Source organism: Streptomyces sp. NPDC012466, assembly GCF_042955215.1.
Classification (GTDB): Bacteria; Actinomycetota; Actinomycetes; order Streptomycetales; family Streptomycetaceae; genus Streptomyces.
Map to the genome: position 1 here is coordinate 78,010 of NZ_JBIBEQ010000009.1, position 13,052 is coordinate 91,061.

Below are 13,052 nucleotides of genomic sequence, written 5' to 3' on the forward strand. Positions count from 1 at the left end.
GGTGGTCACGCCCCCGTCAGCTTCGCGAACTTCGCTTCGAACTCGGTCTCTTCCTTCGAGCTCAGCGAGCGGAAGGCATGGGACTTGGCGGCCATGGCCTTGTCGGGAATGATCAGCGGGTTGTTCGCCGCGTCCTCGTCGATCTTCGCGAGTTCGGCCTTCACACCGTCGACGGGGCACACGTAGTTGATGTACGCGGCGAGTTCGGCGGCCGCCCTCGGCTCGTAGTAGAAGTCGATCAGCCGCTCGGCGTTGGTCTTGTGCCGGGCCTTGTTGGGGATCAGCAGGTTGTCGGTCGACGTCACGTAGCCGCTGTCCGGGATGAGGAAGTCGATGTCGGGGCTGTCCGCCTTGAGCTGCACGACGTCCCCGGCCCAGGCGACACAGGCCGCGAAGTCGCCGCTGGTCAGGTCCGAGGTGTAGTCGTTGCCGGTGAAGCGGCGGATCTGGCCCTTGTCGACGGCCTTCTGGAGGCGGGCGATGGCCGCGTCGTAGTCGTCGGCGGTGAAGTCGGCCGGGTCCTTGCCCATGTCGAGCAGCGTCATGCCGATGCTGTCGCGCATCTCCGACAGGAATCCGACCCGGCCCTGGAGCTTGGGGTTGTCCAGCAGGTCGGATATCGACTTCACCTCGACGCCGTCGAGGGCCTTCTTGTTGTACGCGATGACCGTGGAGATGCCCTGCCAGACGTACGAGTAGGCGCGGCCCGGGTCCCAGTCGGGGCTGCGGAACTGGGCCGACAGGTTGGCGTAGGCGTGCGGCAGGTTGGCCGGGTCGAGCTTCTGCACCCAGCCGAGGCGGATGAGGCGGGCGGCCAGCCAGTCGGTGAGGACGATCAGGTCGCGGCCGGTGTCCTGGCCCGCGGCGAGCTGCGGCTTGATCTTGCCGAAGAACTCGTTGTTGTCGTTGATGTCCTCGGTGTACTTGACCTTGATGCCGGTGCGCTCGGCGAACTGGTCCAGCGTGGGGTGGTGCTTGCCGCTGTCGTCGACGTCCATGTACTCGGTCCAGTTGGAGAAGCTCACCGTCTTCTCCTTGGCCGAGTGGTCCTGCGCCGAGACGCCGCCCTGCGACTGACCTGCTGCCGGGATGCCGCAGGCGCTCAGCGTCCCGAGTCCGCCGGCTGCGAGCGCCCCGCCCGCGGAGGCGCGCAGCAGCGACCGCCGGGTGAGGGCGGCCCTGCCGTTCCTGAAACTGCGCCGCACGGCGGCCACTTGGGCCGCGGACAGGCGGTCGGGCTCGTACTGCTCCATGCGCGTGGTGCCCTTTCGGAGGGTGGACGGCCGTTGGTCAGGCGGCCTGCATACGGCTAGGGGGCTTCTGATGGATATCCGTGGAAGAAGGAGCGGCGTCCGGTGCGGGCGATCGGCGTGCGGCGGGAACGGTCATGTGGCCGAGCCACCTGCCCGTTCACGGCGTGCGGCGAGCGTGCGTGCCGGGCGTCGTGACGCCGCGGAGATCCATCAGGAACCCCCTCGGTCCCCGAAGACGGTGCGGTGCCAGTCCTTGGCCGCCACCGCGGTGTTGTCGAACATGACGTGCTTGATCTGGGTGTACTCCTCGAACGAGTACGCGGACATGTCCTTGCCGTAGCCGGAGGACTTGTAGCCGCCGTGCGGCATCTCGCTGATGATCGGGATGTGGTCGTTGATCCAGACGCAGCCGGCCTTGATCTCCCGGGTGGCCCGGTTCGCGCGGTACACGTCCCGGCTCCAGGCGGAGGCGGCCAGCCCGTACGGGGTGTCGTTGGCGAGCGCGAGGCCCTCGTCGTCGGTGTCGAACGGCAGCACGACCAGGACCGGTCCGAAGATCTCCGACTGAACGACCTCGCTGTCCTGGGCGGCGTCGGCGATCAGGGTGGGCCGGTAGTAGGCGCCCTTGGCGAGCTCCCCCTCGGGGGCCTCGCCGCCGGTCACCACGCGCGCGTAGGCACGCGCCCGGTCCACGAAGCCGGCGACCCGGTCCCGCTGCACGTGCGAGATCAGGGGGCCGAGGTCGGTGCCGGCGGCGAAGGGGTCGCCGAGCCGGACCGTCTCCATCAGCGCCGCCGTCCGCTGCACGAAGGCCTCGTACAGCGGCCGCTGCACGTACGCGCGCGTGGCGGCCGTGCAGTCCTGCCCGGTGTTGATGAGGGAGCCCGCGACCGCGCCGTGGGCGGCGGCCTCCAGGTCGGCGTCGTCGAAGACCACGAAGGGCGCCTTGCCGCCGAGCTCCAGGTGGAGGCGCTTGACGGTGGCGGTGGCGACCTCGGCGACGCGCTTGCCGACGGCGGTGGATCCGGTGAAGGAGGTCATGGCCACGTCGGGGTGACCGACGAGGTGCTCCCCGGCCTCCGTGCCGGTGCCGGTGACGATGTTGATCACCCCGTCCGGGATCCCGGCGTCCGTCGCCGCCTGCGCGAAGAGCAGCGAGGTCAGCGGGGTGAGCTCGGCGGGCTTCAGGACGATGGTGTTGCCCGCGGCGATCGCCGGGAGGATCTTCCAGGCGGCCATCTGGAGGGGGTAGTTCCAGGGGGCGATCGACCCGACGACCCCGATGGGCTCGCGCCGGACGTAGGAGGTGTGGTCGCCGGAGTACTCACCGGCGGACTGGCCCTGCAGATGCCGTGCGGCACCGGCGAAGAAGGCCGTGTTGTCGATGGTCCCGGGGACGTCGAACTCGCGGGTCAGCTTGAGCGGCTTGCCGCACTGGAGCGACTCGGCGCGGGCGAAGTCCTCCGCCCGGTCGGCGAGGACCGCGGCGAACCGGTGCAGGGCGTCGGAACGCTCGCCGGGCGTCGCTCCCGCCCAGCCGGGGAAAGCCGCGCGGGCGGCGGCGACGGCCCGGTCGACGTCGGCCGGGCCCGCCAGCTCGTAGGTGAGGACCTCCTCGCCCGACGCCGGGTCGACGACCGCGTGCGTGCGGCCGGAGGTGCCCCTGGTCAGACGGCCCGCGATGTACTGCGCGCCCTCTGCGAAGCGTTCCTCGGCCGGAAATCGGTCCGGGGTGGCAATGCCCGGGTTGTGCATGTCGCTCTCCTCCGTGTCCCCTGATGGGGCCGGCGTGGCTCAGGCTCGATTTGAGTGCCGATCCTGACAGAGGTATGCCACTCCAACAAGTGATTCCGTTGTTGATTTTTGGTTACGCGACGGAATCTGTCGACCAGGTGTCGAGTCCGCCGCGAAAAGGCAGGACGCTGTGTCAGTGGTGCGTGCCACACTCGCGTGCATGGAGAAGATCACGGGGGCGGTCAGCTCGCAGGAGGCCCTGATCAGGGCGGTCCGCGCGGGGGCCAGGATCAAGTACCTGCACTTCTGGGGGCACCGGCCGCGGCCGGACGGCCGGATCGGGGCGAGCTGTCTGAGCCAGTGGTGGCCGGCGCCGTTCACGGTCGACGGCGTGGCGTACGCGACGGCCGAGCACTGGATGATGGCCGCCAAGGCCCGGCTCTTCGAGGACGCGGCGGCGGAGCGTGCCGTGCTGGCCGCCGCGCATCCCGCCGAGGCGAAGAAGGCCGGGCGGCTGGTACGCGGCTTCGACGAGGCGACCTGGCGGCGGGAGCGGTTCCGGATCGTCGTGGAGGGCAGCGTCCACAAGTTCGGCGCGCATCCGGAGCTCCAGGGATATCTGCTGGGCACGGGCGAGCGGGTGCTGGTGGAGGCGAGCCCGGTGGACCGGGTGTGGGGCATCGGACTGGCCGCGGACGACGAGGCGGCGGCCGATCCGGAGCGGTGGCGGGGGCCCAACCTGCTGGGGTTCGCGCTGATGGAGGCGCGGGAGCGGCTGCGGACGACAGGCGCATGAGCAAGGGGCCGGTCCTCGGGACCGGCCCCTGGTGAACTCCGGGAGCTCCGTTCAGGAAGCCGCGCCGAGTCCGCCCATGATGCTGGCGAACAGCAGGAAGCCCAGCAGCGGCAGGATCACGGTGGCGATGATGCCGCAGACCAGGCCCGCGGTCGCCGCGCCCTTGTTGGTGGCCTCACCGCGGGTGGCCCTGCCGCGGCCGATGGCGCCGAAGATGATCGCGAGAATGCCCAGGATCACGCCGAAGAACCACATGATGAACGTCACGCTGCACACCACGCCGATGATGCCCAGCACCAGTCCCGTGGTTCCCATGCCGTTGCTCGGCTGCGCGGGCATCCCGTAACCGGGCGCCTGCGGGTAGCCCACGGGCGGCGCCGCCGGGTAGCCGGGGCTGCCCTGGGGGTAGCCATAGCCCGGGCCGGGCTGCTGCGGATAGCCGTATCCCGGGGCCGGCTGCTGCGGCGGCTGGGCCGGTGGGCCGAAACCACCCGGGGGCGGATTGGTGTTGGACATGACGATCTCCCCTCCGTTGTCAGACCAGGGCATCGTAGTGGCCAACCAGGCCGCGCAGAGCCGCAGTTTCAGCGGTGGGACGGAGCGGTGGCCACCGGGCCGAGGGTCCCGTAGTACGGGTCGTCGTCGGGATCGTCGCTGTTGATCGCGGCCGTGATGCCGACGGCGATCAGGACGATGACGGTGATGCCGAGGATGATCCCGATGATGCCCATGATCAGACCGGCCTGGGCCTGACCGTGGTTGGTGGCCACTCCGGCCTCGGCGCGCTTGCGGCCCTTGATGCCGAAGACCACGGCGAGGATGCCGGTGACCAGGGAGACCACGCCGTAGAGGCAGAACAGGGCGCAGGAGATGATGCCGAGCACCATCGCGGCGACACCCATGCCGTTCTGAGGGGCCATGGGCATGCCGGGCCAGCCGTAGCCGGACTGGGGATATCCGGGGTAGCCGTAGCCGCCGGGTGCTCCCGGGCCGGTGGGGGCCGCGGGCGGGGGCGGGACGGCGCCGGTGCCGGGGCCGGACGGGTCGTACTGCGGCGTGCCGGTGGGCGGGGTGAACCCCGGCATGGAGGTGACCGTGGCCTGGTCGTGCACGGACGGTGGCTGCGGCGCCGGGTGCTTGTCGAGCGAGGGCTTGCTCTCCGGTGGCGCCCACGGGTCGTGGCTGCCGCCGTCTGGCTGCGTCGCGTCCGTCATCGTGCATCCCCCCTGGGTCGATCGTGCCGCCATGCTACGGGGCCGTTCGATGCGGGCCACAGGGCGGGTGCGGCGGCCGGTAGCGCCCCGGCGCGGCCACGGATCGCGAGGTCCCGCGCCCCCGGGAAGCGGCGCCGCCCCACCGCATACGATGCATCCGAGTCATCGATCAGCCGATCACCCGCGCCCGCCCGCCCTGCGCCGGCCGGAGCGCCGTTCCGGGGAGGAACCTTGACCCAGCATCTCGTCGACCCCCGCGCCCCGCGCGACCTCACGGCGTTCATCGCCGGACTGCCCAAGTCCGAACTGCATGTGCACCACGTGGGCTCCGCCTCCCCCCGGATCGTCTCCGAACTGGCCGCGCGGCACCCCGACTCGAAGGTGCCGACCGACCCCGAGGCGCTGGCCGACTACTTCACGTTCACCGACTTCGCGCACTTCATCGACGTGTACCTGTCGGTCGTCGACCTGATCCGCACCCCGGAGGACGTCCGGCTGCTGACGTACGAGGTGGCCCGGGACATGGCCCGGCAGCAGGTGCGGTACGCCGAGCTGACCATCACCCCCTTCTCGTCCACCCGGCGCGGCATCGACGAGCGTGCCTTCATGGACGCGATCGAGGACGCCCGCAAGGCCGCCGAGGCCGACTTCGGGACCGTGCTGCGCTGGTGCTTCGACATTCCCGGCGAGGCGGGCCTGGAGGCCGCCGAGGAGACGACCCGGCTGGCCACCGACGACCGGCTGCGCCCCGAGGGCCTGGTCTCCTTCGGCCTCGGCGGGCCGGAAGTCGGTGTGGAACGGCCGCAGTTCAAGCCGTACTTCGACCGGGCGATCGCCGCCGGGCTGCACTCCGTACCGCACGCCGGCGAGACGACCGGCCCGCAGACCGTGTGGGACGCGCTGACCCATCTGCGGGCCGAGCGCATCGGCCACGGCACCAGCTCCGCGCAGGACCCGAAGCTGCTCGCACACCTCGCCGAGCACCGCATCCCGCTGGAGGTGTGCCCGACTTCGAACATCGCCACCCGCGCGGTGCGCACCCTCGACGAGCACCCCATCCGGGAGTTCGTGCGGGCCGGGGTCGTCGTCACCGTCAACTCCGACGACCCGCCGATGTTCGGCACCGACCTGGACAACGAGTACGCGGTCGCCGCCCGGCTGCTGGACCTCGACGAGCACGGCCTGGCCGAGCTGGCGAAGAACGCCGTCGAGGCGTCCTTCCTTGACGCGCCCGGCAAGGCCCGCATCACCGACGAGATCGACTCGTACACCGCGCAGTGGCTCTCCCGGTGACGCCCGCCCCGGTCGCCGTGGCCCACCGGGGCGACCCCTACCGCGTCCGCGAGAACACCGTCGCCTCGCTGCGTTCCGCGCTGCGCCGGGGCGCGGACGCGGTGGAGATCGACGTACGGCTCACCCGGGACGGCGTGCCGGTGCTGCTGCACGACGCGACGCTGAAGCGGCTCTGGGAGCACGAGCGGCCGGTGGGCGCCCTGTCCTCGGAGGATGTGCGCGGGCTGACCGGCGGCGGGGTGCCCACCCTGGCCGAGGCACTGACCGCGACCGACGGACACCGGGTGATGATCGATCTGCCCGGCTCGCCCGACGTGCGGGCGGTGCGCCGGATCATGGGTGTCGTGGCGGAGGCCGGTGCGGCGGACCGCGTCTACTACTGCGCCGGCGCCGACGCCATGCTCGCCGTGCGCGCGGCGGACCCGGCCGCCGAGATCGCCCTCACCTGGACGACGCTGGCCCCGCCCCGGCCGGTCCTGCTGGAGGCGATCCGCCCGCGCTGGCTCAACTACCGCTTCTCGCTGGTGGACCGCCCCCTCGCCGAGCGTGTGCACCGCGACGGCCACCTGCTGTCCGTCTGGACCCCCGACACACGCCGCTCCATGCGACGGCTGCTTCGGGCGGGCGTGGACTCGATCACGACGAACCGGGTCGACGTGCTGTGCGCTACACGCGCGAGCGCTGCGGCACCGTCGCCGGATCGGCCGGCGTCGCACGCGTGACGTACTGCGGCACCGGCGCGCTGTCCGTGCCGGTGTCGCGGACGAGGCCGTAGCGGAGGGCGCCCTGGCCGGGCCCCTCGTTGACGTCCTTGTCCACGGCCTCCCAGCTCGACGGGAAGACGGCCAGGCCGTAGTCGCAGCCCCGTTCGTTCTGGGTGAGGGTGACGGTCCCGTCGAGGTAGAAGTACTCGTTCTGCCACATCTGCTGGGTGCCGGGCGGAAGAACGGCGTAGCCGATGCCGGGGCCGCCCATGCCGGTGGCGTAGCCGTTCGGGGCGCCGGGCAGCGGGTCGTCCATCCGGCGCCAGCCGCCGGACGCCACGTGGAACAGCTTGCCTTTCAGGCCGGTCCAGGAGGGCATGACGAGCGCGCCGGGCCGGGACGCGGGCGAGATCTGCCAGCGGACCAGGACGTAGCCCCGGCCGGTGAGGGTCACCCTGTCCCCGCGGTGCTGCATCACCGCCTTCGGGCCGCCGGTGCTGGTGATGCCGGACTCGGGGCGACGCGGCAGGGCGGCGGGCCGGGTGTCCGGGGCGGGGGCACGGTCGACGGCGTCGACGACGGTGCCGTACGGGTCGGCCGTCTTCGTCGCCGACGGCGACGACCTGGGGGTCGGTGCGGGCGGTGCGGCGAACCGCGGCGGTGTGGAGCCGGCCGACGCGGTGGGGGTGGGGGTGGCGGCGGCCCGGGGCGGCGGGGCGTCCGGCGGCTGGGTGACGACGTAGGCGCCGCCCGCGACGATCGTCGCGCCCGCCGTCATCGCGACGGCCGGCTTGGTGAGCGCGCCGAGCAGCTTGACGGACCAGCCGGCGGAGGCGGCGGCCGCGGCGGTCTTGCCGCCGAGGGCGAGCGACAGGGTGAAGCCGACGGGCAGGGGGACGAGGGCGATGCCCACCAGGAGGCGTTCGGCCGGGACGACGGACTCGCGGGTGTCGCCGCAGTAGCCGCAGCCGCGGATGTGCCGGGCCAGCCGTTTGCGCCACACCGAGTCGGGCCGCCCGTGCCAGCGGCCGGTGAGTTCCGGCAGGCCGGGGCAGGCGCCGTCCAGGGCGCGGACGATGCCGCGCGAGGTCTCCAGGCGCTCCTTCATCCGCTGCACGCGCACGGCGGCGTGCTGCCGGGTGATGCCGACGGCGTCGGCCAGTTCGCGCCGGGTCAGTTCGCCCGCGACCTCCAGCCACCACAGCGACAGCAGCTGCCGGTCCTCCTCGTCGAGCCAGCGCACCGCCGCGGCGACCTCGCGCCGCTGCCCTTCCAGCTGAAGCCGCAGCACGGTCAGTTCGGCGAAGTCGGAGGCCGCCGCCTCCTCCAGCCGGTCCGGGGTCCGCCGCCGGGCCCGGTCGCGGATCTGCCGCATGGCGATCGCCACCAGCCAGGACCGGAAGCTGTCCGGGTCGCGCAGCGAGCCGAGGTTTCCGACCGCGCGCAGCATCGTCTCCTGGACGACGTCGTCGACGTCGGCGTGCCCGTTCAGGGCCCGGCCCACGATGTTGTAGACCAGCGGCAGCCAGCCCGCGACCAGCTCGTCCAGCGCCCGCCGGTCCCCGGCCTGCGCCGCCGTGATGACGGCACGCCGGTGCTCACTGTCCACGGGGGCCTCTCGCGGGCTGGGGTCGGTACGTCCTGGCACGCACCCTCTCAGGCGGCACGGGGGTCTTGGCTATGCGCGGGATCACATGCGGGGAGACGGCATGAAGGTTCTCGGGATAACAGTTTTCCTCAGCCGCTGAGCACCGGGGTGGCCACCGGCGCGGTCAGCGCCTCCAGCCGCTTGATCCGCTGCCGTACGACGTACAGCGGGATCACCCCGAACACCCCGAAGGCCACGTCGATCACCGACCACCAGAAGGGAATCCCACGCAGCGGTCCGCAGATCAGGGCGAGCGGGACGATGCCCGCGCAGGCGATCATCCCGAACTCGACGACCCAGATGTTGCGGACCGGATCACGGTAGGGCCCGTAGAAGGCGACCGCGATCACCAGGTGCGCGAAGGCCAGCCAGTCCGTGCCGTAGAGGAGGAAGGGGTACTCGGCGTCGGCCCGGTCGAGACCGGCCCGGACGCGTGCGATCCAGTCCATCAGCCCGGGCAGGTGCTCACCCATGGACAGCGCGCGCAACAAGTCCTCGGTCCACCGCAGCTCATGCACCAGGGGGAAGGCCGTGGCGCCGCTCAGCACCAGGCACACGACGAAGAACACCAGCCAGGCGCGGATGCCCTTCACCAGGGCGGCTCTCTCGCTCATGGAGGCACTCTACGCCAGTATTGAACATGTTCAAAAATGATGCCGCGCGCAGCACGACGGCCCCGGGCGAAGCGGAAGTCCGCCCGGGGCCGTCGGCACGTCACCGCGTGACTACGCGTCCAGCGACGTCATCACGTGCTTGATCCGCGTGTAGTCCTCGAAGCCGTACCCGGACAGGTCCTTGCCGTAGCCGGACTTCTTGAAGCCGCCGTGCGGCATCTCGGCGACCAGCGGGATGTGCGTGTTGATCCACACACAGCCGAAGTCGAGCTTCTTGGACATCCGCATGGCGCGGCCGTGGTCCTTGGTCCACACCGAGGAGGCCAGCGCGTAGTCGACGCCGTTGGCCCACCGCACCGCCTGCTCCTCGTCGGAGAAGGACTGCACGGTGATGACCGGGCCGAAGACCTCGTTCTGGATGATCTCGTCGTCCTGCTTCAGGCCCGAGACGACGGTCGGCGCGTAGAAGTAACCCTTGTCGCCGACCCGCTTGCCGCCGGCCTCCACGCGCGCGTGCGCGGGCAGCCGGTCGATGAAGCCCTCGACCTGCTTGAGCTGGTTGGGGTTGTTGAGCGGGCCGAACAGCACGTCCTCGTCGTCCGGCTGCCCGGTCTTGGTCTCGGAGGCGGCCTTCGCGAGCGCGGAGACGAACTCGTCGTGGATGGACTCGTGGACGAGCACGCGCGTGGCGGCGGTGCAGTCCTGGCCGGCGTTGAAGTAGCCCGCGACCGAGATGTCCTCGACGGCCTTGGCGATGTCGGTGTCCTCGAAGACCAGGACCGGCGCCTTGCCGCCCAGCTCCAGGTGGACACGCTTGACGTCCTTGGCGGCGGACTCGGCGACCTGGATGCCGGCGCGCACGGAACCGGTGATGGAGGCCATGGCCGGGGTGTCGTGCTCGACCATCAGGCGGCCGGTCTCGCGGTCGCCGCAGATGACGTTGAAGACGCCCTTGGGGACGATCGAGCCGATGATCTCGGCGATGAGGACCGTCGAGGCCGGGGTGGTGTCGGACGGCTTCAGGACGACGGTGTTGCCCGCCGCGATCGCCGGGGCGAACTTCCACACAGCCATCATCATCGGGTAGTTCCACGGCGCGACCTGCGCGCAGACGCCGACCGGCTCGCGGCGCACGATGGAGGTCAGGCCCTCCATGTACTCGCCGGCCGAGCGGCCCTCGAGCATCCGCGCCGCGCCCGCGAAGAAGCGGATCTGGTCGACCATCGGCGGGATCTCCTCGGAGCGGGTCAGCCCGACCGGCTTGCCCGTGTTCTCCACCTCGGCCGCGATCAGCTCCTCGGCGCGCTCCTCGAAGGCGTCCGCGATCTTCAGCAGGGCCTTCTGACGCTCGGCGGGCGTGGTGTCGCGCCAGCCGGGAAAGGCCTCGGCGGCCGCCGCCATCGCGGCGTCCACGTCCGCCTGCCCGGACAGCGGAGCGGTCGCGTACGCCTCGCCCGTCGCGGGATTGACCACCTCGGTGGTCCGTCCGTCGGCGGCGTCCCGGAACTCACCGCCGATGTAGTTGCGCAAGCGACGCAGCTCGGTGCTCACTGCCGGCCCTCCAGTTCGGATGTCCAGTACTTGAGACACCCACCCTAGTCGGCCGACCCACGTTTTCAACACCCCCGCTCCCTTCGATCGTGCGGAATCCGCAGGTATCAGGGACTCAGACAACGGATTTCATCGATCGAGGCTTGCGGAAGTGTCGAGACCTCGTGCACAGTGACCTCGTGGCCAGTCGAAGCGCAGACCAGAAGGGCACGCGGGAGCACCGCGAGTCCTCCCGCGAGTCCAGGAACGGCAGCTCGCCGCAGCTGGACGCCGTCTCCCTCGCCATCATCGAGCAGCTCCAGGAGGACGGCCGCCGGCCGTACGCCGCCATCGGCAAGGCCGTGGGCCTGTCGGAGGCGGCCGTGCGCCAGCGCGTCCAGAAGCTGCTCGATCAGGGCGTGATGCAGATCGTCGCCGTCACGGACCCGCTCACCGTGGGCTTCCGCAGACAGGCGATGGTCGGCGTCAACGTGGAGGGCGACGTGGAGTCGGTCGCCGACGCGCTGTCGGCCATGTCCGAATGCGAGTACGTGGTGATGACCGCGGGTTCCTTCGACCTGATGGTGGAGATCGTCTGCGAGGACGACGACCACCTGCTGGACGTCATCAACAAACGCATTCGGGCCGTGCCCGGAGTGCGCTCCACCGAGAGCTTCGTCTACCTCAAGCTCAAGAAGCAGACCTACATGTGGGGAACCCGATAACCGTGAGGACCCGATAGCCGTGAGCAAGGACCTCTCCCAGACCGCGTACGACCACCTGTGGATGCACTTCACGCGCATGTCGTCGTACGAGAAGGCCCCCGTTCCCACCATCGTCCGGGGCGAGGGCACGTACATCTACGACGACAAGGGCAAGCGCTACCTGGACGGCCTCGCCGGCCTCTTCGTGGTGCAGGCCGGACACGGCCGGGTCGAGCTCGCCGAGACCGCCTTCAAGCAGGCGCAGGAACTCGCGTTCTTCCCGGTGTGGTCCTACGCCCACCCCAAGGCCGTCGAGCTGGCCGAGCGTCTCGCCGGGCACGCGCCGGGCGACCTGAACAAGGTCTTCTTCACCACCGGCGGCGGTGAGGCGGTCGAGACCGCCTGGAAGCTCGCCAAGCAGTACTTCAAGCTGGTCGGCAAGCCCACCAAGCACAAGGTCATCTCCCGCGCGGTCGCCTACCACGGCACCCCGCAGGGCGCCCTGTCCATCACCGGCCTGCCGGCCCTCAAGGCCCCCTTCGAGCCGCTGGTCCCGGGCGCCCACAAGGTCCCCAACACCAACATCTACCGCGCCCCGATCCACGGCGACGACCCCGAGGCCTACGGCCGCTGGGCCGCCGACCAGATCGAGCAGCAGATCCTCTTCGAGGGCCCCGACACCGTCGCGGCGGTCTTCCTGGAGCCGGTGCAGAACGCGGGCGGCTGCTTCCCGCCCCCGCCCGGCTACTTCCAGCGGGTCCGCGAGATCTGCGACCAGTACGACGTGCTGCTCGTCTCGGACGAGGTCATCTGCGCCTTCGGCCGCCTGGGCACCTACTTCGCCTGCGACAAGTTCGACTACGTGCCGGACATGATCACCTGCGCCAAGGGCATGACCTCGGGCTACTCCCCGATCGGCGCGTGCATCATCTCCGACCGCCTGGCCGAGCCGTTCTACAAGGGCGACAACACCTTCCTGCACGGCTACACCTTCGGCGGCCACCCGGTCTCCGCCGCCGTGGGCCTGGCCAACCTCGACCTGTTCGAGCGCGAGAACCTCAACCAGCACGTCCTGGACAACGAGGGCAACTTCCGCGCCACCCTGGAGAAGCTCCACGACCTGCCGATCGTCGGCGACGTCCGCGGCAACGGCTTCTTCTACGGCATCGAGCTGGTGAAGGACAAGCACACCAAGGAGTCCTTCAACGACGAGGAGACCGAGCGCGTCCTGTACGGCTTCCTCTCCAAGGCGCTGTACGACAACGGCCTGTACTGCCGCGCCGACGACCGCGGCGACCCGGTCGTCCAGCTCGCCCCGCCGCTGATCTCCGACCAGTCGACGTTCGACGAGATCGAGCAGATCCTGCGCGCCACCCTCTCGGAGGCGTGGACGAAGCTCTGACGCCTCGTCGCTCAGATCGTCTTTCTGGATGATCAACACCGGCCCCGGTGCCGCCCGTTCGAGTGAGAAACGGCGGCCCGGGGCCGCGTGCTGTCCGGCGTCCCGCCGCCGTCTGCCTAGCGTGCCCAGTGACCGATCGGCCCTGCCTTCGTTCCCCCGC

Annotated in this window: 12 protein-coding genes; 5 read left to right on the forward strand and 7 right to left on the reverse strand. The window is 70.8% G+C overall.

Features of this window, described 5'->3' with window-relative positions:
* Window positions 1–5: 5 nt before the first annotated feature.
* Both ACFY9E_RS30295 and ACFY9E_RS30300 read right to left on the reverse strand, forming a co-directional pair.
* Complete coding sequence (locus ACFY9E_RS30295) at window positions 6–1,253, reverse strand: extracellular solute-binding protein (protein ID WP_390989287.1); 1,248 nt, start codon at window positions 1,251–1,253, stop codon at window positions 6–8.
* Window positions 1,254–1,463: 210 nt separating this feature from the next.
* Window positions 1,464–3,008: an aminobutyraldehyde dehydrogenase gene (locus ACFY9E_RS30300; protein WP_390989289.1), complete on the reverse strand. Its 1,545-nt coding sequence runs from the start codon at window positions 3,006–3,008 to the stop codon at window positions 1,464–1,466.
* 199 nt (window positions 3,009–3,207) lie between these two features.
* On the opposite strand from ACFY9E_RS30300, the gene ACFY9E_RS30305 reads away from it, so the two are divergent.
* Entirely contained in the window at window positions 3,208–3,783 is a 576-nt protein-coding gene (locus ACFY9E_RS30305; RefSeq protein ID WP_390989291.1) for an NADAR domain-containing protein, read from the forward strand.
* A gap of 51 nt (window positions 3,784–3,834) precedes the next feature.
* Here the strand turns inward: ACFY9E_RS30305 and ACFY9E_RS30310 are convergent, their stop codons facing one another.
* Entirely contained in the window at window positions 3,835–4,299 is a 465-nt protein-coding gene (locus ACFY9E_RS30310) for a DUF4190 domain-containing protein (RefSeq protein ID WP_030852235.1), read from the reverse strand.
* 68 nt (window positions 4,300–4,367) lie between these two features.
* Complete coding sequence (locus tag ACFY9E_RS30315; RefSeq protein ID WP_390989293.1) at window positions 4,368–4,997, reverse strand: DUF4190 domain-containing protein; 630 nt, start codon at window positions 4,995–4,997, stop codon at window positions 4,368–4,370.
* A gap of 231 nt (window positions 4,998–5,228) precedes the next feature.
* Here ACFY9E_RS30315 and ACFY9E_RS30320 point away from each other — a divergent pair, with 231 nt between their 5' ends.
* Together ACFY9E_RS30320 and ACFY9E_RS30325 are read left to right on the forward strand one after the other, a co-directional pair.
* Window positions 5,229–6,290 carry an adenosine deaminase gene (locus ACFY9E_RS30320; protein WP_390989295.1) on the forward strand — a complete coding sequence of 354 codons (1,062 nt, stop codon included), beginning with the start codon at window positions 5,229–5,231 and terminating at the stop codon, window positions 6,288–6,290.
* Window positions 6,287–7,012 (forward strand): glycerophosphodiester phosphodiesterase family protein, encoded by a 726-nt coding sequence (locus ACFY9E_RS30325; protein WP_390989297.1) that lies wholly within the window; start codon window positions 6,287–6,289, stop codon window positions 7,010–7,012. The genes ACFY9E_RS30320 and ACFY9E_RS30325 overlap by 4 nt, the downstream gene beginning before the upstream one ends.
* Here ACFY9E_RS30325 and ACFY9E_RS30330 read toward each other — a convergent pair.
* The 3 genes from ACFY9E_RS30330 to ACFY9E_RS30340 form a co-directional block, all read right to left on the reverse strand.
* A complete protein-coding gene (locus tag ACFY9E_RS30330) occupies window positions 6,957–8,603 on the reverse strand; it encodes a sigma-70 family RNA polymerase sigma factor (RefSeq protein WP_390989299.1) in 1,647 nt (548 codons plus the stop codon). The two genes, ACFY9E_RS30325 and ACFY9E_RS30330, sit on opposite strands and share 56 nt — an antisense overlap.
* Before the next feature lie 128 nt (window positions 8,604–8,731).
* Complete coding sequence (locus tag ACFY9E_RS30335) at window positions 8,732–9,256, reverse strand: hypothetical protein (protein WP_390989301.1); 525 nt, start codon at window positions 9,254–9,256, stop codon at window positions 8,732–8,734.
* A gap of 111 nt (window positions 9,257–9,367) precedes the next feature.
* A complete protein-coding gene (locus tag ACFY9E_RS30340) occupies window positions 9,368–10,807 on the reverse strand; it encodes an aminobutyraldehyde dehydrogenase (protein ID WP_390989302.1) in 1,440 nt (479 codons plus the stop codon).
* 164 nt (window positions 10,808–10,971) lie between these two features.
* On the opposite strand from ACFY9E_RS30340, the gene ACFY9E_RS30345 reads away from it, so the two are divergent.
* Both ACFY9E_RS30345 and ACFY9E_RS30350 read left to right on the forward strand, forming a co-directional pair.
* Entirely contained in the window at window positions 10,972–11,511 is a 540-nt protein-coding gene (locus tag ACFY9E_RS30345) for an Lrp/AsnC ligand binding domain-containing protein (RefSeq protein ID WP_390989304.1), read from the forward strand.
* Window positions 11,512–11,530: 19 nt separating this feature from the next.
* Window positions 11,531–12,892 carry an aspartate aminotransferase family protein gene (locus tag ACFY9E_RS30350; RefSeq protein WP_390989306.1) on the forward strand — a complete coding sequence of 454 codons (1,362 nt, stop codon included), beginning with the start codon at window positions 11,531–11,533 and terminating at the stop codon, window positions 12,890–12,892.
* Window positions 12,893–13,052: the final 160 nt, after the last annotated feature.